At 53.1% G+C, this 26,531-nt stretch carries 23 protein-coding genes and 1 pseudogene; 20 read left to right on the top strand and 4 right to left on the bottom strand.

Features of this window, described 5'->3' with window-relative positions; genetic code table 11:
* Nucleotides 1–3: 3 nt before the first annotated feature.
* Nucleotides 4–252, bottom strand: a complete 249-nt coding sequence (locus P6910_RS02800) for a BrnA antitoxin family protein (protein WP_317144769.1) — start codon at nucleotides 250–252, stop codon at nucleotides 4–6.
* 19 nt (nucleotides 253–271) lie between these two features.
* Entirely contained in the window at nucleotides 272–541 is a 270-nt protein-coding gene (locus P6910_RS02795) for a BrnT family toxin (protein ID WP_317144768.1), read from the bottom strand.
* 69 nt (nucleotides 542–610) lie between these two features.
* Between P6910_RS02795 and P6910_RS02790 the strand changes: the two genes are divergently transcribed.
* Nucleotides 611–1,045 carry a hypothetical protein gene (locus P6910_RS02790; RefSeq protein ID WP_317144767.1) on the top strand — a complete coding sequence of 145 codons (435 nt, stop codon included), beginning with the start codon at nucleotides 611–613 and terminating at the stop codon, nucleotides 1,043–1,045.
* Here the strand turns inward: P6910_RS02790 and P6910_RS02785 are convergent.
* On the bottom strand, nucleotides 1,042–1,209 hold the full coding sequence (locus tag P6910_RS02785) for a hypothetical protein (protein WP_317144766.1): 168 nt from the start codon (nucleotides 1,207–1,209) through the stop codon (nucleotides 1,042–1,044). The two genes, P6910_RS02790 and P6910_RS02785, sit on opposite strands and share 4 nt — an antisense overlap.
* A 6-nt stretch (nucleotides 1,210–1,215) precedes the next feature.
* On the opposite strand from P6910_RS02785, the gene P6910_RS02780 reads away from it, so the two are divergent.
* The 18 genes and pseudogenes from P6910_RS02780 (at nucleotide 1,216) to P6910_RS02700 (ending at nucleotide 24,244) form a co-directional block, all read left to right on the top strand.
* Complete coding sequence (locus tag P6910_RS02780) at nucleotides 1,216–2,193, top strand: ankyrin repeat domain-containing protein (protein ID WP_317144765.1); 978 nt, start codon at nucleotides 1,216–1,218, stop codon at nucleotides 2,191–2,193.
* 145 nt (nucleotides 2,194–2,338) lie between these two features.
* Nucleotides 2,339–5,116 (top strand): ankyrin repeat domain-containing protein, encoded by a 2,778-nt coding sequence (locus tag P6910_RS02775; protein WP_317144764.1) that lies wholly within the window; start codon nucleotides 2,339–2,341, stop codon nucleotides 5,114–5,116.
* 370 nt (nucleotides 5,117–5,486) lie between these two features.
* A complete protein-coding gene (locus P6910_RS02770; protein WP_317144763.1) occupies nucleotides 5,487–6,815 on the top strand; it encodes an ankyrin repeat domain-containing protein in 1,329 nt (442 codons plus the stop codon).
* A 22-nt stretch (nucleotides 6,816–6,837) separates the two neighbouring features.
* Entirely contained in the window at nucleotides 6,838–7,473 is a 636-nt protein-coding gene (locus P6910_RS02765) for a hypothetical protein (protein ID WP_317144762.1), read from the top strand.
* Between the two features lie 475 nt (nucleotides 7,474–7,948).
* Nucleotides 7,949–8,944 (top strand): ankyrin repeat domain-containing protein, encoded by a 996-nt coding sequence (locus P6910_RS02760; RefSeq protein WP_317144761.1) that lies wholly within the window; start codon nucleotides 7,949–7,951, stop codon nucleotides 8,942–8,944.
* 143 nt (nucleotides 8,945–9,087) lie between these two features.
* Nucleotides 9,088–10,359 (top strand): ankyrin repeat domain-containing protein, encoded by a 1,272-nt coding sequence (locus P6910_RS02755; RefSeq protein WP_317144760.1) that lies wholly within the window; start codon nucleotides 9,088–9,090, stop codon nucleotides 10,357–10,359.
* 176 nt (nucleotides 10,360–10,535) lie between these two features.
* Nucleotides 10,536–11,516 carry an ankyrin repeat domain-containing protein gene (locus P6910_RS02750; RefSeq protein ID WP_317144759.1) on the top strand — a complete coding sequence of 327 codons (981 nt, stop codon included), beginning with the start codon at nucleotides 10,536–10,538 and terminating at the stop codon, nucleotides 11,514–11,516.
* Between the two features lie 215 nt (nucleotides 11,517–11,731).
* A complete protein-coding gene (locus tag P6910_RS02745) occupies nucleotides 11,732–12,718 on the top strand; it encodes an ankyrin repeat domain-containing protein (protein WP_317144758.1) in 987 nt (328 codons plus the stop codon).
* Between the two features lie 214 nt (nucleotides 12,719–12,932).
* Nucleotides 12,933–14,810 carry an ankyrin repeat domain-containing protein gene (locus tag P6910_RS02740; protein ID WP_317144757.1) on the top strand — a complete coding sequence of 626 codons (1,878 nt, stop codon included), beginning with the start codon at nucleotides 12,933–12,935 and terminating at the stop codon, nucleotides 14,808–14,810.
* A gap of 95 nt (nucleotides 14,811–14,905) precedes the next feature.
* Nucleotides 14,906–15,187 (top strand): hypothetical protein, encoded by a 282-nt coding sequence (locus P6910_RS02735; protein ID WP_317144756.1) that lies wholly within the window; start codon nucleotides 14,906–14,908, stop codon nucleotides 15,185–15,187.
* 406 nt (nucleotides 15,188–15,593) lie between these two features.
* Nucleotides 15,594–16,726 (top strand): IS630 family transposase gene (locus tag P6910_RS02730; protein ID WP_317141894.1). Its coding sequence is split into 2 segments (ribosomal slippage): nucleotides 15,594–16,014 and nucleotides 16,014–16,726, totalling 1,134 coding nucleotides; the frame shifts between segments, so codons are not numbered across the junction.
* A gap of 34 nt (nucleotides 16,727–16,760) precedes the next feature.
* Nucleotides 16,761–16,979: pseudogene (locus P6910_RS26665) on the top strand (hypothetical protein); the annotation flags it as partial.
* A 21-nt stretch (nucleotides 16,980–17,000) separates the two neighbouring features.
* Nucleotides 17,001–17,240 carry an ankyrin repeat domain-containing protein gene (locus P6910_RS02725; protein WP_317144755.1) on the top strand — a complete coding sequence of 80 codons (240 nt, stop codon included), beginning with the start codon at nucleotides 17,001–17,003 and terminating at the stop codon, nucleotides 17,238–17,240.
* Nucleotides 17,241–17,641: 401 nt separating this feature from the next.
* The gene (locus tag P6910_RS02720; RefSeq protein ID WP_317144754.1) at nucleotides 17,642–19,090 is read left to right on the top strand and encodes an ankyrin repeat domain-containing protein; all 1,449 of its coding nucleotides are present in this window, start codon (nucleotides 17,642–17,644) and stop codon (nucleotides 19,088–19,090) included.
* Between the two features lie 181 nt (nucleotides 19,091–19,271).
* On the top strand, nucleotides 19,272–21,056 hold the full coding sequence (locus P6910_RS02715; RefSeq protein WP_317144753.1) for an ankyrin repeat domain-containing protein: 1,785 nt from the start codon (nucleotides 19,272–19,274) through the stop codon (nucleotides 21,054–21,056).
* 183 nt (nucleotides 21,057–21,239) lie between these two features.
* Entirely contained in the window at nucleotides 21,240–22,616 is a 1,377-nt protein-coding gene (locus P6910_RS02710; protein ID WP_317144752.1) for an ankyrin repeat domain-containing protein, read from the top strand.
* A 182-nt stretch (nucleotides 22,617–22,798) separates the two neighbouring features.
* Nucleotides 22,799–24,061 carry an ankyrin repeat domain-containing protein gene (locus P6910_RS02705; RefSeq protein WP_317144751.1) on the top strand — a complete coding sequence of 421 codons (1,263 nt, stop codon included), beginning with the start codon at nucleotides 22,799–22,801 and terminating at the stop codon, nucleotides 24,059–24,061.
* Nucleotides 24,062–24,106: 45 nt separating this feature from the next.
* Nucleotides 24,107–24,244, top strand: coding sequence for a hypothetical protein (locus P6910_RS02700; protein ID WP_317144750.1), 138 nt, complete (start codon nucleotides 24,107–24,109; stop codon nucleotides 24,242–24,244).
* 180 nt (nucleotides 24,245–24,424) lie between these two features.
* Here P6910_RS02700 and P6910_RS02695 read toward each other — a convergent pair whose 3' ends face one another.
* Nucleotides 24,425–24,601 carry a hypothetical protein gene (locus tag P6910_RS02695; protein WP_317144749.1) on the bottom strand — a complete coding sequence of 59 codons (177 nt, stop codon included), beginning with the start codon at nucleotides 24,599–24,601 and terminating at the stop codon, nucleotides 24,425–24,427.
* Nucleotides 24,602–24,655: 54 nt separating this feature from the next.
* Here P6910_RS02695 and P6910_RS02690 point away from each other — a divergent pair, with 54 nt between their 5' ends.
* Nucleotides 24,656–26,476 (top strand): ankyrin repeat domain-containing protein, encoded by a 1,821-nt coding sequence (locus P6910_RS02690; protein WP_317144748.1) that lies wholly within the window; start codon nucleotides 24,656–24,658, stop codon nucleotides 26,474–26,476.
* The last annotated feature ends 55 nt before the right edge of the window (nucleotides 26,477–26,531 follow it).

The raw sequence follows: 26,531 nt of genomic DNA, 5'->3' as shown, positions 1-26,531 counted from the left end.
CTGTCACCCTGAATGCCTGACCACATATTCACGCAAAGCTTCATCCATACGGGTCTGCCAGCCTTTGCCAGTGGCGCGGAAAAATTCAACCACCTCGGGTGACAGCCGGATAGAAATCCGCTCCTTGGTCTCTTCGGCCTTGGGACGCCCCACTGGTCGTAGTTGTTTGAACTCCTCGTCAGTGAGCTCATATGTGTCAGGATCAGCGGCAATGCCTGCATTGATGGCTGCCTCTTCTTCGTCGGTGTTCATCTGGATCCACCGACCGGATTTAGTCTTGATTCGCATAAGCAGTTTTCTCCCGGTTATTGGCTTTTCGAAGGGAAATAATACGTCTCGTCTCACCACGGTCGGTATACACCACGCAATAAAGTCGCTCACCCCAGAGGGCAAAACCAACCATGCGCTGCTCTCCATAGTCAAAGCGTTGGTCTTCCCATGCCCAGAGTGTATCCCACTCCAAGCGCTCAGCCTCAGACAACGACATGCCGTGTTTGGCACGGTTGATGGCGTCCTTGGCAGCATCGCATTCATACTTCATAGAATTATTGTATGCACGTTAATTAAGGTTTGCCAGCTGTTAAAAGTAGCACAAGTTAACGCTTTATCCATGTCAGCCCAACACCTGCAACCGGAGACCCAGCGCCTTAACGAGGTCGTCTCACTTTACAACTACCAGACCAAAAAGAAAGCCCAGGCCAGCGAGCAAAGAATCGCGCAGCAATTCCGGGAGACCGACCGGATCACAATGCTGCTCATCAATAACGAACCGTTAGTCATCAAGGGCGTTGAGTACACCATGGGCGATGTACTCACTCAATTAAGAAGTGACGTCGACAATCGGGAAGAGCTCGACACCCGGCTTCTGGCACTGCTACATGCTGAGCAGGATCAGGAAGAGCAATGCCTCAGCCGACTGAACAGGCTGCTGATTGCCGACGCTCGTGATATGCTTTTTTGCATCCAACCCACGCTGCTTATTGACCAACACAGATGTTCTACTTGTATGTGGCATTGTTCGCTACCTTTTCTCCATGGATACTAAGAGCCGATCACTGTCCCATTTGTCTGGCTAACTTCCATGGCCGAAGTGGGGCGCCTGTGGTCGTTAAAACCCAATGTTGTGGTCACCGCTTCGATCTGGACTGTCTTTCGATGTGCTTTGTTGATCAGCCCATCGGCACGCGCCGGTGCGCTATGTGTCGGCAAAACCCGATGCCTGTGGTGAATCAGAACACCAGTGAATCTCACCCGGATACCTTTTTCCCTGATCTGACGTTTTTTCGTGCCTGTTCTGGAGGGGATTTGGACCAGGTGGAAAGATCTCTGGCAGAAGGAGTCAATGTCAATGCCTTTAGGACTGATGATTTCACAGCCTTGATGTTAGCATGCAGCAGAGGGCATACAGATGTCGTCGTACGCCTGATCAACACTGGAGCAAACCTCGACGCCGCCCGTTCTAATGGTGCCAGCGCTCTGTTCATCGCTGCTGAGTACGGTAATACCGGCTGCGTGAAACTTCTGATCAACGCCGGGGCAGATATCAACGCCGCCCGTTCTAATGGTACCACCGCTCTGTTCATCGCTGCTAAGTTCACTAATACCGACTGCATGAAACGCCTGATCAACGCCGGGGCAGATATCAACGCCCGGACCAGGTCTGGCACCACGCCGCTGCACGTTGCGGCTGCGTTAGGCAATTCAGACTGTGTGAAACTCCTGATCAACGCCGAGGCGGACCTCAACGTCCGGAATAAAGATGGCGCCACCCCGCTGTACATGGCAGCGCAGAATAGCAATACCGGCTGCCTGAAAATCCTGATCGAAGCCGGAGCGGATCTCAACACCGCCAGGATTACGACTGGTGCTACCCCTCTGTTCATGGCAGCCCGGAACGACCATAGCGACTGCGTGAAACTCCTGATCAACGCCGGGGCGGATATCGACGCGCGAACTGAGAATGGCGCTACCCCGCTGTTCATCGCCGCCCAGGAAAATAACACCGACTGCGTGGAACTCCTGATCCGGGCCGGGGCAAATCTCAACGCTGCCCTGCCGGATGGCACAACCCCGCTGTTCATCTCATCCGCGATGGGCAATTCCGACTGCACGAAACTCCTGATCAACGCCGGGGCAGAGTTCAGAACAGAGGCAGACAAGGAAACAAAAGAAAGACGTTGTTTTGTTCAGTAAACACGGCTCTCAGGGGTTCCCATCTCCCGGGTTGTTGAATTAGGTGATTATGGCTACTGCAAATTTAATAACTACCTGATTGAACTATCATACTTTTCCTCTGTCCAACCTGCATTGCTTATTCAATAACGCAGATGTTCTAGTTATGGACGGCATTGCTCGCAACCCTGCCCCCAAGGATATTGAAGTATCAGAGGAAGCAGATCCCTGCCCTGTTTGTTTGATCCATTTTCATGGCCGTGTTGTTGCGCCTGTGGTGGTCAAAAGCCAATGTTGTGGCCACCTCTTCGATCTGGACTGTGTTTCAAAGTGTTTTGTTGATCAGCCCATCGGCTCACGACGGTGCGCAATGTGCCGACAAAACCCGATGCCTATGCTGAACCTGAACACCGGTGAATCTCATCCGGATACATTTTTCCCTGATCTGACGTTTTTTCGTGCCTGTTCTGAAGGGGATTTGGATCAGGTGGAAAGATCTCTGGCAGATGGAGTCAATGTCAATGTCCATGACATTACGAATAATGATTTCACTGCCTTGATGATGGCATCCATGGGAGGGCATACGGCGATCGTCGAATCCCTGATCGACGCCGGAGCGAGCCTCAAAGCCGTCTGTAAGAATGGTGCTACCGCACTGTTCATCACAGCACAAGAAAATAACACCGACTGCCTGAAAATATTGCTCGAAGCCGGGGCTGATCTCAACGCCGCCAGGATTGCAGATGGTGCCACCCCACTATTTGCCGCTGCTGCCAAAGGCAATACTGACTGCGTGAAAGCCCTGATCGAAGCCAAGGCGAATCCCGACGCCCAGACCAGGCAAGGCGGCACCCCGCTGCTGCTTGCAGCCCAGAATGGCAATACCGACTGCGTGAAAGCCCTCATCAAAGCCGGGGCGGATCTCAACGCCGGGACTAAGGATGGTGCCACCCCGCTGCTTCTAGCAGCCCAGAATGGCAATACCGACTGCGTGAAACGCCTGATCGAAGCCAAGGCGGACCTCAACGTCCGAACCAAGGATGGTACCACCCCACTGCTCATCGCAGTCGAGACGGGCAATACCGACTGCGTGAAACTCCTGATCGAAGCCGGGGCGGACCTTGACGCCGCCCTGTCCGATGGCGCCTCCCCACTGATCATCGCAGCCGAGATGGGCAATACCGAATGCGTGAAACTACTGATCGAAGCCGGGGCGGATCCCAACGTCCAGACCAAGGGTGGCGCCACCCCGCTGTTCATGGCCGCACAAGAAAATCACCCCGACTGTGTGAAACTCCTGATCGAAGCCAAGACGGACCTCAATGCCAGGGCTAAGGATGGCAGCACCCCGCTTGCCATCGCTGCTATGAATGGCCATATCGATTGCGTGAAGCACCTGATCAACGCCGGGGCGGATCTCAACGCCCGAACTGAAGGTGGCAGCAGTCCACTGTTCATCGCTGCCGGGAATGGCCATACCGATTGCGTGAAAGCCCTGATCGAAGCCAAGGCAGACCTCAACGCCAGGGCTAAGGATGACTTCACTCCGCTGATCATCGCTGCTGCGAAAGGCCATACCGACTGCGTGAAAGCCTTGATCGAAGCCAAGGCCGATCTCAATGCCAGGACTAAGGATGGTGGCATCACCGCGCTTTTCATTGCGGCACAGGAAAATCGCATCGACTGCGTGAAACTCCTGATCAAGGCTGGGGCGAATCTCAATGCCCGCTTCAAGGATGGTGCCACCCCGCTCTACATTGCGGCCGAGATGGGCAATAGCGACTGCTTGAAAGCCCTGATCGAAGCCAAGGCGGATATCAACGCCAAGGCTAAGGATGGCGTCAGCCCGCTTTTCATTGCGGTACAAAAAAATCACACCGACTGCGTGAAACGCCTGCTCAACGCCGGGGCGGATCCTGACATTGGGACTGAGGATGGTACCACCCCGCTGTTCATCGCTGCTGCGAAAGGCCATACCGCTTGCGTAAAAGCCCTGCTCAAAGCTAAGGCAGACCCCAACGCCCGGAATAAGGATGGCAGCACCCCGCTGATCATCGCTGCTGCGAGAGGTCATACCGACTGCGTGAAAGCCCTGATCGAAGCCAAGGCAGATCTCAACGCGCGAAATAAGGATGGCGTCACCCCGCTGCTCATCGCTGCACAAGAAAATCACATCGACTGTTTGAAACTCCTGATCAACGACAGAACGGATCCCAACGCCAGCCTGTCGAATGGCTGCACAGCGCTGTTCAGTGCTGCTGCAAGAGGCCATACCGACTGCGTAAAACTACTGATCCATGCCGGAGCGAACCTCAACGCCCGGATCAGGGATGGTTCCACCCCGCTATACATCGCAGCCCAGATAGGCAACACCGGCTGCGTGAAAATCCTGATCAATGCCGGGGCGGATCTCAACGCCCAGAACAAGGATGGTGCCACCCCGCTCTTTATCGCTGCCCAGAAAAATCACACCGACTGCGTGAAACTCCTGACCGACGCCAAGGCAGATCTCAACATCCGGACCAAGGATGACGCCACCCCAGTGTTCATCGCTGCCCTGAACAATAACATCGACTGCCTGAAAATCCTGCTCGAAGCCGGGGCGAATCTCGACACCACTTTGCCGGATGGCTCCACCCCACTGTTCATCGCAGCCCACGTAGGCAATACCGACTGCGTGGAACTCCTGATCAACGCCGAAGCGGATCTCAACGCCCGGAGGACTAAGGATGGTGCGACCCCGCTGTTCATCGCAGCCCAAAAAGGCAATACCGAGTGTATGAAACGCCTGATCAGGGCCGAGGCAGATATCAACGCCGCCTTGTGGGATGGCACCACCCCACTGGCCATCGCAATCGGTATGGGCAATACCGACTGCGAGAAGCTCCTGATCAACGCCGGGGCAAGGCAGGGAACACAAGAAAGGCGTTATGTTATTCGGTAAACACGACGCACAGCTACTCCCATGTTTCGAGTTTTTGAAATAGGTGATTATCAAGACACAGCAAACTTTATAGCCACAGAGCTGAACTATTTAACTCTTCTTGTATCCAACCTGTACCACTAATTGACTGGCACACGATGCTCTACTTATGGATAGCGTTGCTCGCACCTCGGCCCCCGGGAATCCTGTCGTACCCTCGGGGGTCGATAAATGCCCTATTTGTTTGACTGGTTTTCATGGCCGTAAAGTAGCGCCTGTGGTCGTCAAAACCCGCTGTTGTGGCTATCACTTCGATCTGGACTGTATTTCGAAGTGTTTTGTTGATCAGCCCATCGGCTCACGTCGGTGCGCAATGTGTCGGCAAGACCCGATGCCGCTGCAGGATCTGAACACCCGTGAATCACACCCGGATACATTTTTCCCCGATCAGGCGTTTTATGATGCCTGTTATGGCGGGGATTTCGATCAGGTAGAGAGGTCACTGGCAGAAGGAGTCAATGTCAATGCCGTAAGGCAGGATGATTACACTGCCTTGATGATGGCATCCGACGGGGGGCACGAGGCTATCGTCGAACGCCTGATCAACGCCGGGGCGAATCTCAACGCTACCTGTGAGGTTGGTGCCACTGCACTGTTCTTCGCTGCCCGGGAAAATCACACCGACTGCGTGGAGCTCCTGATCAAAGCCGGGGCGAATCCAAACGCACAAACTAAAAATGGTGCAACCCCGCTATACATCACTGCCCTGAAAAATAACGCCGACTGCATGAAAATCCTGATCGCAGCCAAGGCAGATCTCAACGCCCGGCCTAAGGGTGGTGCCACTGCGCTGTTCATCGCTGCCCAGGAAAATAACACCCACTGCCTGCAAATCCTGATTGAAGCCGGGGCGGATCTCAACGCCCGGACTGAAGCTGGCGCCACCCCGCTGTTCATCGCAGCCGAGATGGGCAATACCGACTGCGTGAAAGCCCTGATCGAAGCCGGGGCGGATGTCAAAGCGCAGGCTGGGGATGGCGCTACCCCGCTGTTCATGGCAGCACAGAATGGCAATAGCGACTGCCTGAAACGCTTGATCAATGCCGGGGCGGATCTCAACACCGTCTTGTCGGATGGCGCCACCCCGCTATCCATCGCTGCAGAGAATGGCAATTCCGAGTGCCTGAAACTCCTGATCGAAGCCGGGGCGAATCTCGACACCACCTTGCCGGATGGCGCCACCCCACTGTTCATCGCAGCCGAGATGGGCAATACCGACTGCGTGAAAGCCCTGATCGAAGCCAAGGCTGACCTCGAGGCCAGGACTCAGGATGGCGCCACCCCACTGCCCATCGCTGCGCAGAATGGCAATACCGACTGCTTGAAACTCCTGATTAATGCAGGCGCGGATCTCGAAGCCGCCTTGCCGAATGGCGCCACTCCACTGTGCATCGCAGCCGCGATGGGCAATACCGACTGTGTGGAAGCCCTGATCAATGCCGGGGCGAACCCCAACCCCAGGACTCAGGATGGCGCCACCCCGCTGTTCATCGCAGCCCAGGCAGGCAATACCGAGTGTCTGAAACGCCTGATCAGGGCCGAAGCAGATATCAACGCCGCCTTGTGGGATGGCACCACCCCACTTGCCGTCGCAACCAGAATGGGCAATACCGACTGCGAGAAACTCCTGATCAACGCTGGGGCAAGGCAGGGAACATAGGCAGGGAAGGGTTGCAATCCCGATGACAGATTTTGCAGCCACAGCTCGAACCGTAAGGTACGAATCGCAGTTTGTTAATAAAAATCTTGTACCCGCTTTGCAACTGCTATGCTCACCTCACAAACAAAAAGCCACATGGGAAAGCAGTATGAGTCTTGAGGCAAGAGTCACGGTAGTGGAAGAAGAACAAAAGAGATGGTTGAAAGTCACCGCAAGCTTGGGCGATAGCCTGTCGTTTTTGCTTCATTTTCATCAGGAATTAAAGCGTCACCTGACAATACATGACCGGAAATTTGCGTCGGTCGGGCAGCGTTTTGACAAGGTTGACCAGCGTTTTGTCAAGGTTGAAACATATTTAGAGGATCATGATCGGCGTTTTGACAATATGGAAGACCTGCTAATGCAGAGCTTAAATAAGTTAGAAGATCATGACCGACGTTTTAACAAGCAGGAAGACCTGTTAATGCAAATCTACGATAATTTAGAAGATCATGACCAACGTTTTGACAAGATGGACCAACGTTTTGACAAGATGGACCAGCGTTTTGGCAAGATGGACCAGCGTTTTGACAAGATGGACCAGCGTTTTGACAAGATGGACCAGCGTTTTGGCAATATGGAAGACATGCTAACCCAGATCTCCAGTAAGCTCGCCTAGTACACGGTTTCAATGTAATCGGTAGGTTCCCTCTATCAACGGCACCCAATCTCAGTTCAGGGTGAATGGAGATTGGTTCCCACCCTTTGGAGCACTTGCAAGGTAGTGCCATGGGACAACAAAACCCCAAAACCCTTTAGAACCCACCCCGCCGCTATAGCCTTTAACCTCAATGGCTATGAATACCCACCCTCTCGCACCTGGAAACCCTGGTCAAAGACTTCTTAGAAGGCGCTTAAATGACTTTTAACCTGGCAGTAAAAACAGTCAAGGCCGCACTGGTTAGCGCCCTGTCACCGTCGGATAACAAAGCCTAGGTTATCCGGTAAACACGGCTCTCAGGTGTTCTCATCTTCCGAGTTTTTGAAATAGGTGATTATTTAGCCACAAAAAACTTTGAGGCCATAAAAATGAACTACGCGTATTCCTTTGTGTCTGATTTTATGACTTATTAAATAATACGTAGGCTTTACTAATGGATGCTATAGCTCCTTCCCCTCTCCCCATGAGCACTGAACTCACGTCGAAGGCCGATGTCTGTTCTATTTGTCACGGTGGTTTCCATGGCCGCAATGTGGCGCCTGTGAACCTCAACCCCAAATGTCAAACCCACTGTGGCCACTACTTCCATCTGCACTGTATTACGGGGCAATTTGTTGATGAGCCCTTAGGCTCACGCCGCTGCAAGCTTTGCCGACAAAATCCGATCCCGGTGTTGAATACGAGCACTGGTGAATCTTACCCGGATAAATTTTTCGCCGATCAGAGGTTTCGTAGTGCCTGTTGTTCCAGGGATTTGAAACAGGTGCAGAAGTTGCTGGAAGAAGGAGTCAATATCAATGCCGTTATGAATGCTGGTTTCACAGCCTTGATGATTGCATCCAGTGAGGGGTTCACAGACCTCGCCGAACTCCTGATTAGACACGGGGCGGACGTCAACGCCGCTCGGGCTGAGGATGGCGTTACCGCACTGTTCTTAACTGCACAAAACAATGACCCCGACGTTACGAGACTCCTGATCAGTGCCAGGGCGGATCCCAACATCCCCCGAACTTCGGATGGCGCCACCCCGCTGGCCATCGCAGTCCAGGAGGGCTGCACCGAGTGCGTGAAACTCCTGCTCCAAGCCGGAGCGTTTACCAGCGCAGTCTTGTCGAGTGGCATGACCCTGCTGTACATCGCAGCCCTGAGAGGCAATACCGACTGCCTGAAACTCCTGCTCAAAGCCGGGCTGGATCCCAACGACGCCTCGTCGATTGGCATCACCCCGCTGTACATCGCAGCTCTGAAAGGTAATACCGACTGCGTGAAGCTCCTGATCGACGCCGGGGCGAATATCAACGCACGGACTAAGAATGGCTCCACCCCGCTGTCCATCGCAACCAGAATGGGCAACACCGACTGCGTAAAAGTCCTTATCGAGACCGGGAAAAGCCAGGAAGCAAAAGAAAAGCACGACGTTCTCCAGTAAACACAGCTTTCAGGTGTTTCCATACCCTGATTTTTGAAATGCGTGACTATTTAGCCACAGCAAACTCAATAGCCATAAAACTGAACTATCGTACTTTTTTTGTGTCTAATTTGTATAACTTACTTAACATGGAGGTTCTAGTTATGGATGCCATTAATCTTAATCCCCCCCCTCTCCCCATCAGCACTGAATTAACGTCGGAGCCCGATGAATGTGATATTTGTTTCGGTGAGTTCCATGGCCACAATGTGGCACCTGCGGAAGACGACCCCAAATGTGAAAGCCACTGCGGCCACATCTTCCATCTGAAATGTCTTACGAGGCTATATGCTCATAGGCCCATAGGCTCACGCAACTGCGGGTATTGCCGGGGAAACCCGTTCCCTGTGTTGGATACGAAAACCGGTAAATCTTACCCGGACGAGTTTTTCCCCGACCAGCTGTTTTCACGTGCCTGTTGGAATGGAGATGTGGATCAGGTGAAGAAGTCACTGGCAGCAGGAGTCTATGTCAATGCCGTTATGCGTTCTGATTTCAATCCCTTGTTGATTGCATCCGCTGAGGGGCACACAGAATTGGCCGAAGTTCTGATTAACAACGGGGCGGACGTCAACGCCGTTATGGCTGAGAAAGGCGTTACCCCTCTGTTCTTCGCTGCACAAAACAATCACACCGACATTGTGAAACTGTTGATCAGTAAGGGGGCGAAGCTCGACACCCCCCGGATTAAGAATGGCTGCACCCCGCTGTCCATGGCAGCCCAGACGGGCTCTTCTGACTCCGTGAGACTCTTGGTCACCGCCGGGGCGAATCCCAACGCCGTCTTGTCCCGTGGCATGACCCCGCTGCACATCGCAGCACATAAAGGCAATACCGAATGTGTGAAGCTCTTGCTCATCTACGGGGCGGATATCAACGCCCGGAATGAGGATGGCGTCACCCCGCTGTTCTTCGCTGCACAAGAAAATCACACCGAAATTGCGAAACTCCTGATCAACGATGGGGCAAATCTCAACACCCCCCGGACTTCGGATGGCGCCACCCCACTGTCCATGGCAGCCCAGACGGGCTCTACCGACTGCGTGAAACTCCTGCTCGACAACGGGGTGAATCCCAACACCGCCTTGTTGAATGGCGTCACTCCGCTGTACGCCGCAGCCCTTAAAGGCAGGATCGACTGCTTGCAACTCCTGCTCAAGAAAGGGGTGGACCTCAACGCCCGGAGTAAATACGGCACCACTGCGCTGTTCGTAGCTGCTGAGGGAGGCCATATCGAATGTTTGGAACTCTTGATCAGGGCCGGGGCAGATATCAACGCCGCCTTGCCGGATGGCACCACCCCGCTGTCCATCGCAACCTGGATGAGACATACCGACTGCGTGGTAGCCATTAGCGAGGCCCAGGCAAGTTGGTAAACAGAAGAAGGGCTCTGTGTCATCCAGTAAACAGGGCTTTCAGGTGTTTTCATCCCCTGGGTTTTGCAATGCGTGATTATTTAGCCACAAAAAACTTTGTAGCCATAAAACTGAACTATCGAACTTTTTTTGTGCCTAATTTGTATAACTTATTGAATAACATGGAGGTTTTACCTATGGATACCATTGCTAACTTACCCCGCCCCATGAACGTTGACGTAACGCCGGAGGCCAATAAATGTTCCATTTGTCACGGTGAGTTCCGTGGCAGCGATGTGGCGTCTGTGGACGCCAACCCGGAATGTCTGACCCGATGTGGCCACAGCTCCCATCTGAAATGTCTTACGATGCTATATGTTCACAAGCCCATAGGCTCACGCAACTGCGGGCATTGCCAGGGAAACCCGTTCCCTGTGTTGGATACGAAAACCGGTAAATCTTACCCGGACGAGTTTTTCCCCGACCAGCTGTTTTCACGTGCCTGTTGGAATGGAGATGTGGATCAGGTGAAGAAGTCACTGGCAGCAGGAGTCTATGTCAATGCCGTTATGAGTTATGATTTCAATCCCTTGTTGATTGCATCCGCTGAAGGGCACACAGAATTAGCCGAAGTCCTGATTAACAACGGGGCGGACGTCAACGCCGTTATGGCTGAGAAAGGCGTTACCCCTCTGTTCTTCGCTGCACAAAACAATCACACCGACATTGTGAAACTCCTGATCAACAAAGGGGTGAATGTCGACGCCCCCCAAACTAAAGATGGTGCCACCCCGCTGTCCATTGCAGTCCAGAAGGGCTGTAACGACAGTGTAAAACTCCTGCTCAACGCAGGGGCGGATCCCAATGCCACTTTGTCGAATGGCGTCACCCCGCTGTACATCGCAGCCTTCAGAGGCAATTCCGAGAGCATGCAACTCCTGCTCGAGAAAGGGGCGGATCTCGACAGCCGGACAAAGCTTGGCGTCACCCCACTGTTCGCCGCTGATGCGAGAGACAATATCGAGTGCGTGAAACTCCTGCTCAACGCCGGGGCGAAGATCAACGTCAGGGCTTCGGATGCCGCCCCGCTGACCATCGCAACCAGGATGGGCTGTACCACTTGGGGGGAAGCGCTTTCGGCATTCGACTCATTGGCTGAACCGGCGGATGGGCTGTAGCAACAGGGATGAAGCCCTTACCAAGGGGCAAGTAGGGGAACAGAAGAAAGGCTCTGTATTATCCAGTAAACACAACTTTCAGGTGTTTCCCTCCCCTGAGTTCTGAAATGCGTGATTACCTGGCCAAAAAAACTTTGTAGCCATAAAACTGAACTGTCGTACTTTTTTTGTGTCTAATTTGTATAACTTACTTAAATAACATGGAGGTTCTAGTTATGGATGCCATTAATCTTAATCCCCCCCCTCTCCCCATCAGCACTGAATTAGCGTCGGAGCCCGATAAATGTGATATTTGTTTCGGTGAGTTCCATGGCCACAATGTGGCGCCTGCGGAAGACGACCCCAAATGTGAAAGCCACTGCGGCCACATCTTCCATCTGAAATGTCTTACGATGCTATATGTTCACAAGCCCATAGGCTCACGCAACTGCGGGTATTGCCGGGGAAACCCGTTCCCTGTGTTGGATACGGAAACCGGTAAATCTTACCCGGACGAGTTTTTCCCCGACCAGGTGTTTTCACGTGCCTGTTGGAATGGAGATGTGGATCAGGTGAAGAAGTCACTGGCAGCAGGAGTCTATGTCAATGCCGTTATGAGTTATGATTTCAATCCCTTGTTGATTGCATCCGCTGAAGGGCACACAGAATTAGCCGAAGTCCTGATTAACAACGGGGCGGACGTCAACGCCGTTATGGCTGAGAAAGGCGTTACCCCTCTGTTCTTCGCTGCACAAAACAATCACACCGACATTGTGAAACTCCTGATCAACAAAGGGGTGAATGTCGACGCCCCCCGAACTAAAGATAGTGCCACCCCGCTGTCCATTGCAGTCCAGAAGGGCTGTAACGACAGTGTAAAACTCCTGCTCAACGCAGGGGCGGATCCCAATGCCACTTTGTCGAATGGCGTCACCCCGCTGTACATCGCAGCCTTCAGAGGCAATTCCGAGAGCATGCAACTCCTGCTCGAGAAAGGGGCGGATCTCGACAGCCGGACAAAGCTTGGCGTCACCCCACTGTTCGCCGCTGATGCGAGAAACAATATCGAGTGCGTGAAACTCCTGCTCAACGCCGGGGCGAAGATCAACGTCAGGGCTTCGGATGCCGCCCCGCTGACCATCGCAACCAGGATGGGCTGTACCCCATTTGGGGAAGCACTTTCGGCATTCGACTCATTGGCTGAACCGGCGGATGGGCTTTAGCAACAGGGATGAAGCCCTTACCAAGGGGCAAGTAGGGGAACAGAAGAAAGGCTCTGTGTTATCCAGTAAACACAACTTTCAGGTGTTTCCCTCCCCTGAGTTCTGAAATGCGTGATTACTTGGCTAAAAAAACTTTGTAGCCATAAAAATGAACTATCGTACTTTTTTTGTGTCTAACTTATATAACTTATTGAATAACATGGAGATTCTAGTTATGGACGCCATTAATCCCCACCGTCTTCCCTTGAGCAATGACGCAACGTCGAAGGCCAATATCTGTTCTGTCTGCCTCGTTAAGTTCCACGGCCGCGATGTGGCGGCTGTGGACCTCAAACAGGAATGTCAAACCAGCTGTGGCCACCACTTTCATCTGGCCTGTCTTACATGGCTATTTCTTTATAAGCCCATAGGCTCACGCAGCTGCTGGCATTGCGGTAAGAACCCGTTCCCTGTGTTGGATATGAAAACCGGTGAATCTCACCTGGACAAGTTTTTCCCCGACCAGGTGTTTTCAGTTGCCTGTTGGAATGGAGATTTGGATCAGGTGAAAAAGTCACTTGCAGAAGGAGTCAATGTCAATGCCGCTATGAAGAATAATTACACTGCCTTGATAATTGCATCCTTTAAGGGGTACACAGACATCGCCGAACACCTGATTAAACACGGGGCAGATGTTAACGCTGTCCAAGCCTCTAGTAGGTCCACTCCGCTGCACGCCGCTGCCGATGAAAATAAAACCGATATTGTGAAACTCCTGCTCGAGAAAGGGGCGGATATCGACGCCCGGAATGAGAGTGGCAAAACACCGCTGCACTCTGCAACCCTGATGGGCAATATCGACTGCGTGAAACGCCTGATCAAAGCCGGGGCGAATGTCAACATGCACACTGTGTTTGGCGACACCCCGCTGCACTTCGCTGCCAGAGAAAATAACACCGATATGGTGAAACTCCTGCTCGAGGAAGGGGCGGAGCTCGACGCCCGGAATAAGATTGACTACACCCCGCTGCACTTCGCTGCCCATGAAAATAACACCGATATTGTGAAACTCCTGCTCGAGAAAGGGGCGGAGCTCGACGCCCGGAATAAGGATGGCGAAACCCCGCTGTTCCGCGCAGCCCTGGAGGGCAATACCAACTGCCTACAACTCCTGCTCGACAATGGGGCGGATATCGACGCCCGGGATAAGGATGGCAAAACCCCGCTGTTCTGTGCAACCCTGCGGGGCAATACCGACTGCGTGCAACTGCTGCTCGAGAGAGGGGCAGATCCCGAAGCCCGGAATAACAATGGTGCCACCCCACTGTTCGGTGCAACCCTGAGGGGCAAAACCGACTGCATAAAACTCCTGCTCGAGAGAGGGGCAGATCTCGACGCCCGGAATAACAATCGCGACACCCCACTGGCCATCGCAGTCCGGGAAAATAATATCAACTGCGTGAAACGCCTGATCAACGCCGGGGCAAATGTCAATAAACCTACCGCGCATGGCAGAAGCCTGCTGTTCTCCGCTGCCCAGGACAACAAAACCGACATTCTGGAACTCTTGCTCAACAATGGGGCAGATCTCGACACTGACCTGCCCGATGGCACCACCCCACTGGCCATCGCAGTCCTGAAAAATAATATCGACTGCGTGAAACGCCTGATCAAAGCCGGGGCCAATGTCAACACTCCCGCTATGTGTGGCACCACCCCGCTGCACTGGGCTGCCCAAAAAAATAACACCGATATTGTGAAACTCCTGCTCGAAAAAGGGGCGGATCTCAACGCCCGGGATCAGGATGGCGGCACCCCGCTGTTCAACGCAGTCGATAAGGGCAATGCCGACTTCGTGCAATTCCTGCTCGACGAAGGGGCGGATCCCCGCGCCCGGAATAAATATGGCGCAACCCCGCTGCACTTCGCTGCCAGAGAAAATAACACCGATATGGTGAAACTCCTGATCGACAGGGGCGCGGATCCCGACGCTACCTTGCCCGATGGTAACACCCCACTGTCCATCGCAACCAAGCTGGGCAATACCTCATGCGAGAATTTCCTGATCTCTTACGGGGCAGGGCAGGAAACAGAGGCAATGCAGGAAAATTGACATCTTCCCCGCCGTAAGGAGGCTGTCGCAAAAGCCCAACAACTCGTTCCCACGCTCTGAGGCTGTCGCAAAACTCTCTCCAGCGTGGGAACGAGTTGACTCCCGTCATTCCCGGCTTCATTCTCGTCATTCCCGCGAAGGCGGGAATCCACACTGACTCACCACCAGAACCCTACTGCCCGGTGCCCCCCTGGCCTTGTCATTCCCGAGAAGGCAGAGATCCACCGTTGGCGCTGGATTCCCGCCTTCGCGGGAATGACGACCTCAGAGCATGGGAACGAGTTGTTGGAGTTTTGCGACACCCTCAGAGCGAGGGAAAGAGTTGTTGGAGTTTTGCGACACCCTCTGAAAGTAATGGGCTTCTCTCTTCCCGGTGAACAAGGCTCTCAGGTGTTCCCATCGTCTGAGTTTTTGAAATAGGTGATTATTTAGCCGCAGCGAACTTTATAGTCACATAAATGAACTATCCTGCTGTTTTTATGTCTAGGAGCCTGACCGAGAATAGCGCCCGTAGCGAGGACGGCAGAAAATTGAGGATGAAAATTCGGTTTTGTGAGGAGAATAGCGAGCTATTTGACGAACAAAAGCGGATTTTCAGACCAATTTGCTGCCGCCGCACGACTGCATGGATGCAGGAGCTAGAGCAACGCAGGAGCAGTTGCCGTGTAGGGCAGTCTATTCTCGGTCAGGCTCCTAGTACATAACTCCAGTTTCTTTGTCCTGCAGCAATGCCGGAATTTTCCATTCTGGCATTCTTCTCCCTGATTCAGATCAGGGTGACCTATGCCAGCTCAATACCGTATCCGCCTGTCCATAGACGAACAGCAGCAATTAAAAGACCTCATTCACCAGACCAAGGTGGCCAAGCATAAACGTATTCATGCCCAGATCCTCCTGTGTCTCGATGAAAACGGGCCAAAACTGACGGAGCTCCAGACCAGCCAAACCTGTGGTGTTTCAACGAAAACGGTTCAGAGAACACGCAAACGCTGTGTACTTGAAGGGCTGGATATTGCTGTTAATAGCAAGTTCAATGGCATTGCCCGCCCAAGAAAACTCCAGGGGGAGCAGCAGGCGGCATTGACAGCTCTGGCTTGCTCAACACCACCAGAAGGTCATAGCCGCTGGACGCTACAGCTTCTCGCTGACCGTATGGTTGAGTTGGAGCATGTCAATTCCATCTCGCATCAAACCATTGGCCGAGAGTTAAAAAAAACGAGTTGAAGCCTTGGCAGAAAAAGGAGTGGTGTATTCCAAAAAAAGCAAACGCAGAATTTGTTTGCGCTATGGAACGTGTTTTGGATGTTTATCAACAACCACATGATCCGAATCGACCACTGATCTGTATGGATGAGAGCAGTAAGCAGCATACTTTGGAGGTCAGGACTCCACTCCCTATGAAGCCTGGCCAACCCCTAAAATATGACAATGAGTATGAGCGCAATGGTGTGAGTTCTCTCTTCATGTTTTTTGCGCCACTGGAAGGTTGGCGACATATCGAGGTGACTGATAGCCGAACTGCCTGCGACTGGGCTCACCAGATCAAACAGCTGGTTGATGTTCACTTCCCAAAAGCTGATGTCATCCGTCTTGTCATGGATAACCTGAACACACATACACCTGCATCTCTTTATAAAGCCTTTGAACCAGGAGAGGCTCATCGGTTGGCCAGTAAGTTGGAAATCATCTATACACCCAAGCATGGAAGCTGGCTCAACATGGCAGAGATTGAATTGAGTATTCTCAGTCGTCAGTGTTTAAGTAGACGCATACCCGATCAGGCCGCACTGAAATCAGAGATTGAAGCGTGGGAGTCCCAGCGTAATGGTGTAGAAAGCAAAATGGAATGGCGATTTACGACCGAGGATGCTCGGGTAAAACTCAAGAAGCTTTACCCGACGATCAAATCGGAGTGATGTACTAGTCCGTACTATTTAGCTGGTTTCACAGATGTTCTACTTATGGATGGTATTGCTCGCCCTCCTCTCCATGGGAACTGACGTAAAGCCGGAGGTCAATGTCTGTCCAATTTGTTTGGCTGATTTTCATAGCCAGGATGTGGCTCCAGTGGATGTCAAAACCCAATGTCGAACCCAATGTGGACACCGCTTCCATCTGGATTGTATTTCAAGACAATTTGTTTTTCAGCCCGTTGGCTCAAGACAGTGTGCGATTTGCCGGCAAGACCCGATGCCTGCAGTGAATCTGAACACCGGTGAATCTCACCCGGATACCTTTTTCCCCAATCAGACATTTTATGCTGCCTGTTATGACGGGGATTTGGATCAGGTGGAGAGGTCACTGGCAGAAGGCGTCAATGTCAATGCCTTCAGACATGATGGTTACACTGCCTTGATGACCGCATCCTTCCGGGGGCACAAGGCTATCGTCGAACGGTTGATCAACGCCGGGCCAAGGCAGGGAAGATAGGCAAGGAAGGGAGCAAAAGAAAGGCGTTGTATTATCCAGTAAACACGGCTTTCAGATATTACCGGCTTCTGTGTTTTAAAATGCGTGATTATTTAGCCACAGCAAACTTTGATACGCACATAAATGAACTACCATAATTTTTTTGTATCAAGTCCTTGCCAATTGCTTGACCAACGCAGATGTTCTTCTTACGGATCGCATTGCTCTCTATCCTCTCCCCATGGACACTGAAGGCCGATCACTGTCCTATTTGTTTGACTTACTTTCATGGCCGAAGTCTGGCCCCTGTGGTCGTCAAAACCCAATGTTGTGGTCACCGCTTCGATCTGGACTGTATTTCAAGGTGTTTTGTTGGTCAGCCCATCGGCTCACGTCGGTGTGCCATGTGCCGACAGGACCCGATGCCCATATTGAATCTGAACACCGGTGAATCTCACCCGGATACCTTTTTCCCCGATCAGGCATTTTATTATGCCTGTTATGACGGAGATTTGGTTCAGGTGGAAAGGTCACTGGCAGGAGGCGTCAATGTCAATGCCGTTATACATAATGGTCAGACTGCCTTGATGATCGCATCTTACCGGGGGCACAAGGCTATCGTCGAACGCCTGATTAACGCCGGAGCAAATCTCAACGCCGCCGCTGAGGCTGGTGCCGCGGCACTGTTCGTTGCTGCCCAGGAAAATAACACCGACTGCGTGAAACTCCTGATCAATGCCGGGGCAGATCTCAATGCTGGGACTGAGGATGGCTCCACCCCACTGTCTATGGCCGCCCAGTTGGGCAATACCGACTGCGTGAGAGCTCTGATCGAAGCGAAGGCGAACCTCAACGTCAAGGATAAGGATGGCAACACCCCGCTGCTCATCGCGGCAGCGAAAGGCAAGACCGACTGCGTGAAAGCCCTGATCGAAGCCAAGGCAGATCTCAATGCCGGGCCTAAGTATGGCGTCACCCCGCTGCTCTTGGCTGCCCAGGAAAATAACGCCGACTGCATGAAAGCCCTGATCAAGGCTGGGGCGGATATCAACACCCGAACTGAAGATGGCATCACCCCGCTGTACGTCGCTGCCCTGAACAATAGCATCGACTGTGTGAAACTCTTGATCAACGCCGGGGCGGATCTCAACCCCCGGAGTGAGAGTGGCTCCACCCCACTGCACATCGCTGCACGAAAAAATCACACCGGCTGCCTGAAACTCCTGATCAACGCCGGGGCAGATATCAACGCCCGGAAAAAGAATGGTGCCGCCCCACTGTACATCGCTGCGCAAGAAAATCATATCGACTGCATGAAACTCCTGATCAACGCCGGGGCGGATATCGACGCCCAGACTGAGGATGGCGCCAGCCCACTATTCATGGCTGCACAAGAAAATCACATCGACTGCTTGAAACTCCTGATCAACGAAGGGGCGGATCTCAACGCCGTCTGGATTGAGAATGGTGCCACCCCGTTGTTCATTGCTGCACAAGAAAATAACATCGACTGCCTGAAACTCCTGATCAACGCCGGGGCGGACCTCAACCACCAGACTAAATACCGCACCACTGCACTGCACATCGCAGCCGAGATGGGCAATACCGAGTGTGTGAAACTCCTGATCAGGGCCGGAGCGGATATCAACATTCCGAGTGAGAATGGCAGAACCCCGCTATTTATTGCTGCCCAGAAGGACAATACCGACTGCGTGAAACTCCTGATCAACGCCGGGGCCGATCTCAATGCCGCCTTGTCGGATGGCACCACCCCACTCGCCATCGCAACCGAGATGGGCAATGCCAACTGTGCGAGACTCCTGATGAACGCCGGGGCAAGGCAGGAAACAGAGGCAATGCAGGGAAGGTGAATGAGGCCGGTATGCGACAGGTCGGCATGACCCGATGCCGTTATTGCAGCGGATTTGCATTTGATGTTTTGAAATAGGTGATTATTCAGCCATAGCGAACTTTATAGCCACATAAACGAACTATCCTGCTGTTCTTATGTCTAATCCAAACTATTTAGCTGGTTTCAAAGTTGTTTTACTTATGGATGGTATTACTCGCCGCCCTCTCCCCATTGGAGCTGACGTAAAATCGGAAGCCGATGTCTGCCCTATTTGTTTGGCTGATTTCCATGGCCGCGATCTGGCACCAGTGGACGTCAAAACCCAATGTCGAACCCACTGTGGCCACCGCTTCCATCTGGACTGTATTTCAGAACAATTTGTTCATCAGCCCGTCGGCTCACGACACTGCGCGATGTGCCGGCAAGACCCGATGCCTGTAGTGAATCTGAACACCGGTGAATCTCACCCGGATACATCTTTCCCCAATCAGGCATTTTATGATGCCTGTGATTACGGGGATTTGGATCAGGTGGAGAGGTCGCTGGCAGAAGGCGTCAATGTCAATGCCGTTATGACGTATGGTTTGACTGCCTTGATGTTGGCATCCATCAGGGGGCACACGGATGTCGTCGAACGTCTGATCAACGCCGGAGCGGACGTCAACACCGCTCGGAATGAGGATGGCGCCACCCCTCTGTCCATCGCTGCCGAGTTGGGCAATACCGACTGCCTGAAAGCCCTTATCGAAGCCAAGGCGAACCTCAACACCAAGAATAAGGATGGGAACACCCCACTAATCATGGCTGCTGCGAGAGGCAATACTGAATGCGTGATAGCCCTGATCGAAGCCAGGGCAGATCTCAATGCCGGGCCTGAAAATGGCATCACACCGCTGCACTTCGCTGCCCAGACAAATAACACCGACTGCATGGAAGCCCTGTTCAGGGACGGGGCAGATCTCTATGCCCGAACTAAAGATGGCGTGACCCCGCTGTATATCGCTGTCCTGTGTAATAGCATCGACTGCGTGAAACTCCTGATCAGCGCCGGGGCGGATCTCAACCCACGGACTGAGAATGGCGACACCCCACTGTACATCGCTGCTCGTGAAAATCACACCGATTGCCTGAAACTCCTGATCAAAGCCCGGGCGGATCTTAACGCCCGCAATAAGAATGGTGCCACCCCTGTGTACATCGCTGCGCAAGAAAATCATATCGACTGCCTGAAACTCCTGATCAACGCCGGGGCGGATATCAACACCCGGACTGAGGATGGCGCCAGCCCACTGTTCATGGCTGCACAGGAAAATAACACCGACTGCGTGAAACTCCTGATCAAAGAGGGGGTGGATCTCAATGCCGTCTGGATCGAGGGTGGTGCCACCCCATTGTTCATTGCTGCACAAGAAAATAACACCGATATTTTAAAACTCCTGATCGAAGCAGAGGCGGACCTTAACAAGCAAAATAATGATGGCGGCACTCCACTGCACATTGCTGCACAAGACAATAACACGGACTGCCTGACACTCCTGCTCAACGCCGGGGCGGATCTCAACGCCCGGACTCAATACGGCACCACTGCCCTGCACATCGCAGCCGAGATGGGCAATACCGAGTGCGTGAAACGCCTGATCAAGGCCGGGGCAGATACCAACATCCCGGGTGAGAATGGCACCACCCCGCTATTCATCGCAGCCCAGAAGGGCCATACCGACTGCGTGGAACTCCTGATCAAAGCCGGGGCCGATCTCAACGCCCGCAGGACTGAAGATGGCGCGACCCCGCTGTTCATCGCAGCCCAGGAGGGCAATATCGAGTGTCTGAAACGCCTGATCAGGGCCGAGGCAGATATCAACGCCGCCTTGTCGGATGGCACCACCCCATTCGCCATCGCAACAGAGATGGGTAATACCGACTGCGCGAGACTCCTGATCAACGCCGGGGCCAGGCAGGAAACAGAGGCAATGCAGGGAAGGTGAATGAGGCCGGTGTGCGACAGGTCGACATGACCCGATGCCGGTATTGCGGCGGATTTGCATCTGATGTTTTGAAATAGGTCCTTATTCAGCCACAGCGGACTTTATGGCCACATTAATGAACTATCGTACTTTTCTAATGTCTAATTCTCACTATTTATTGGTTATCAAGGATGGTCTACTCTCATGGATAGCATTGCTCGCCCCCCTCTCCCCATTGGAACTGACGTAAAGTCAGAGGCCGATGTCTGCCCTATTTGTTTGGTTGAATTCCATGGCCATGACGTGGTGCCAGTGGACGTCAAAACCCAATGTCGAACCCAATGTGGCCACCGCTTCCATCTGGACTGTGTTTCAGAACAATTTGTTTATCAGCCCGTCGGCTCACGACAGTGTGCGATGTGCCGACAAGACCCGATGCCTGTAGTGAATCTGAACACCGGTGAATCTCACCCGGATACATCTTTCCCCAATCAGGCATTTTATGATGCCTGTGATTACGGGGATTTGGATCAGGTGGAGAGGTCGCTGGCAGAAGGCGTCAATGTCAATGCCGTTATGACGTATGGTTTGACTGCCTTGATGTTGGCATCCATCAGGGGGTACACGGATGTCGTCGAACGTCTGATCAACGCCGGAGCGGACGTCAACACCGCTCGGAATGAGGATGACGGCACCCCACTGCTCTTCGCTGTCGAGGAAAATAACACCGACTGCGTGAAGCTCCTGATCAATAAAGGGGCAGATCTCAATGCTGGGGCCAAGAATGGTGCGACCCCCCTGTCCATCGCTGCCGAGATGGGCAATACCGACTGCCTGAAAGCTCTTATCGAAGCCAAAGCAAACCTCAACGTCAAGGATGAGGATGGCAACACCCCGCTGCTCATCGCTGCTGCGAAAGGCAAGACCGACTGCGTGAAAGCCCTGATCAAAGCCAAGGCAGATCTCAATGCCGGGCCTAAGTACGGCGTCACCCCGCTGCTCTTGGCTGCCCAGGAAAATAACGCCGACTGCCTGAAACTCCTGATCAAGGCCGGGGCAGATATCAACACCCGAACTGAAGATGGCATCACCCCGCTGTACCTCGCTGCCCAGAACAATAGCATCGATTGCGCGGAACTCCTGATCAACGCCGAGGCCGATCTCAACGCCCGCAGGACTGAAGATGGCGCGACCCCGCTGTTCATCGCAGCCCGGAGGGGCAATACCGAGTGTCTGAAACGCCTGATCAAGGCCGGGGCAGATACCAACATCCCGGGCGAGGATGGCACCACCGCGCTATTCATCGCAGCCCAGAAGGGCAATACCGACTGCGTGGAACTCCTGATCAACACCGAGGCTGATCTCAACGCCCGCAGGACTGAGGATGGCGCGACCCCGCTGTTCATCGCAGCCCGGGAGGGCAATATCGAGTGCTTGAAACTGCTGATCAGGGCCGAGGCAGATATCAACGCCGCCTTGTCGGATGGCACCACCCCACTCGCCATCGCAACAGAGATGGGCAATGCCGACTGCGCGAGACTCCTGACCAACGCCGGGGCAGAGAGGGGACAGAGGCGGTGAAAAAAACAAAAAAAAGACATTATGTTGTCCGGTGAACATGGCTCTCAGGTGTTCTCATCTTCTGAGTTTTTGAAATAGGTGATTATTTAGCCGCAGCGAACTTTATAGCCACATAAATGAACTAATTTACTTCTTTTGTGTCAAATCTATACAACTCATTAAATAACACGGAGGTTTTACTTATGAATACTACTCCCCTTTCCGCTCTCCCCATGAGCACTGAAGTAACGTCGAAGGCTGATACCTGCCCTAGTCTGGTTGATTTCCATGGCCGCGATGTGGCGACTATGAACGTCAAAACCCCATGTCGAACCCAATGTGGTCACGGCTTCTATCTGGACTGTCTTTCGAATCATTTTGTTGGCTCACGCCGGTGCAAGATGTGTCAGGAAGACCCTATGCCTGTGGTGAATAAGATCACCGGCGAATCTTACCCGGTTAAATTCTTCCCCGATGAGGTGTTTTCAAGTGCATGCTATGAAGGGAATTTGGATCGGGTGGAGAAGTCATTGGCAGAAGGAGTCAATGTCAATGCCGTTAGCACTAACGATTTCACTGCCTTGATGCTAGCATCCTTCTCCGGGAAAAAGGAGGTCGTCGAATGCTTGCTCAACGCTGGGGCTGAGGTCAACGCCCGGAATATAAATAGAGCCACTGCGCTTTTCATCGCAGCCGATAAGGGTAATACCGACTGCTTGCAACTCCTGCTCGACAAAGGTGCGGATCCCAATGCCCGGGATAAGAATGGTGCCACACCGCTATCCGTCGCAGTCATGGAAAATAATGTCGACTGTGTGAAACTCCTGCTCGACAATGGGGCGGATATCGACACCCGGAATAAGGCTGGCGAAACCCCGCTGTCCTTGGCAATCCTGATGGGCAATACTGACTGCGTGCAACTCCTGCTCGACAGAGGGCCAGATATCGAGGCCCGGAATGAAAATGGCGCCACAGCATTGTTCTGTGCAACCCTGATGGGCAATACCGACTGTGTGCAACTCCTGCTCAGCATAGGGGCGGAACCCGACGCCCGGAATAAGAATGGCGTCACCCCAACGGCCATCGCAGTCCAGAGAAATAATATCGACTGCGTGAAACGCCTGATCAAAGCCGGGGCGAATGTCAACAGTCGCACTGTACATGGCATCACCCCGCTGCACTTCGCTGCCCAGGAAAATAACATCGATATTGTGAAACTCCTGCTCGAGAATGGGGCGGATCCCGACGCACGAAATGAGAATGGTGAAACACCACTGTTCTTCTCAGCCGGGAAGGGCAATACCGACTCCGTGCAACTCCTGCTCGTCAAAGGGGCGGATATCGACTCTCGGAATAAGGACGGCGAAACCCCACTGGTCATCGCAAACCGGATGGGCAATGCCGACTGCGCGCGACTCCTGATCAACGCCGGGGCCAGGCAGGAAACAGAGGCAATGCAGGAATAAGGTATTACGTAATCCAGTAAAACAGCGAATTACTGCCACAGGCCGGTGTGCGATAGGTCAGGGCGGATCAACGCTGCCCTGCCGGATGGCACTACCCCACTGCCCATCGCAACCAGGATGGGCAATACCGACTGCATGGAACTCCTGATTACGTCAGGGCAGAGTCGGGAACAGGGGCAGTGAAGGAAACAAATGAAAGGTCTTGTGCTATCCAGTAAACACAGCTTTCATGTGTTCCCATCTTCTGAGTTTTTGAAATAGGTGATTATTCAGCCACAGCGAACTTTATAGTCACATAAATGAACTATCCTACTGTTCTTGTGTCTGACCCATATTATTTTGCTGGTTTCACAATTGTTTTACTTATGGATGGTATTGCTCGCCCCTCTCTCCATGGTAACTGACGTAAAGCCGGAGGATAATGTCTGTCCTGTCTGTTTGGCTGATTTTCATGGCCACGATCCAGTGCCAGTGGGCGTCAAAACCCAATGTCGAACCCAATGTGGCCACCGCTTCCATCTGGACTGTATTGCAAAACAATTTGTTTATCAGCCCGTTGGCTCAAGACAGTGCGCGATGTGCCGGCAAGACCCGATGCCCATAGTGAATCTGAACACCGGTGATTCTCACCCGGATACGTTTTTCCCCAATCAGGCATTTTATAATGCCTGTTATGATGGGGATTTGGATCAGGTGGAGAGGTCACTGGCACAAGGCGTCAATGTCAATGCCATTACGCATGATGATTTCAATGCCTTGATGATCGCATCTTACCGGGGGCACAAGGCTATCGTCGAACGCCTGATCAACGCCGGAGCGAATCTCAACGCCGCCAGTGAGCTTGGCGCCACGGCACTGTTCCTCGCTGCCCAGGAAAATAATCCCGACTGCGTGAATCTCCTGATCAATGCCGGGGCAGCTCTCAATGCTGGGACTGAGCAAGGCTCCACCCCACTGTTCATGGCTGCCCAGATGGGCAATACCGACTGCCTGAAAGCCCTTATCGAGGCAAAAGCAGACCTCAACACCAGGGCTAAGGATGACTTCACCCCGCTGTCTATCGCTGCTGCGAAAGGCAATACCGACTGCGTGCAACTCCTGATTAACGCCGGGGCGGATATCAACGCCCAGAATGAGCATGGTGACACCCCACTGTTCATCGCTATACAAAAAAATCATATCGACTGCATGAAGCTCCTGATCAACGCCGGGGCAGATATCAACGCTCGGGACAAGAATGGTGCCACCCCACTGTTCATCGCTATACAAAAAAATCATATCGACTGCATGAAGCTCCTGATCAACGCCGGGGCAGATATCAACGCTCGGGACAAGAATGGTGCCACCCCACTGCACATCGCTGCGCAGAAAAATCATATCGACTGCCTGAAACTCCTGATCAACGCCGGGGCGGATATCAACGCCCGGGATGAGAATGGTGACACCCCACTGTTCATCGCTGCGCTACAAAATCATATCGACTGCCTGAAACTCCTGATCAACGCCGGGGCGGATATCAACGCCCGGGCTGAGGAAGACGCCACCCCACTACTCGCAGCTGCGCTAGAAGATCATATCGACTGCATGAAACTCCTGATCACCGCCGGAGCAGATATCAACGCCCAGACAGATGATGGCGCCAGCCCACTGTTCATGGCTGCACAAGAAAATAACACCGACTGCGTGCAATTCCTGATCAAAGAGGGGGCGGATCTCAACGCCGTCTGGATCGAGGAGGGTGCCACCCCGTTGTTCATTGCTGCACAAGAAAATAACACCGACTGCGTGAAACTCCTGATCGAAGCAGGGGCGGACCTTAACAAGCAGAATAATGATGGCTGCACCCCACTGTTCATTGCTGCACAAGAAAATAAGCCCGACTGCGTGGAACTCCTGATCAACGCCGGGGCCGATCTCAATACATGGAGGACTAAGGATGGCGCGACCCCGTTGTTCATCGCAGCCCAGAAGGGCAATACCGACTGCGTGAAACTGCTGATCAACGCCGGGGCGGATATCAAAATCCCGAGTAAGGATGGCACCACCCCGCTATTCAACGCTGTCCAGAACAATAGCATCGACTGCGTGAAACTCCTGATCAATGCCGGGGCGGATATCAACACCCAGGCTGAGGATGGCACCAGCCCACTGTTTATCGCTGCACAAGAAAATCACATCGACTGCGTGAAACTCCTGATCAATGCCGGGGTGGATATCAACGCCCAGGCTGAAAACGGCGCCGCTGCGCTGCACATCGCAGCCGAGATGGGCAATACCGACTGCGCGGAACTCCTCATCAACGCCGGGGCTGACCTCAACGCCGTCTTGTCGGATGGCATCACTCCTCTCTTCATCGCAACCGAGATGGGCAATGCCGACTGCAAGAGACTCCTGATCAACGCCGGGGCAAGGTAGCAAAAAAAAGGCATCATGTTACTCAGCAAACAGTATGAAGTACCTCCGGATGCCG

It is taken from the genome of Endozoicomonas sp. 8E, from assembly GCF_032883915.1.
Lineage (GTDB): Bacteria > Pseudomonadota > Gammaproteobacteria > Pseudomonadales > Endozoicomonadaceae > Endozoicomonas_A.
This window is presented reverse-complemented; position numbering and strand designations above follow the sequence as displayed.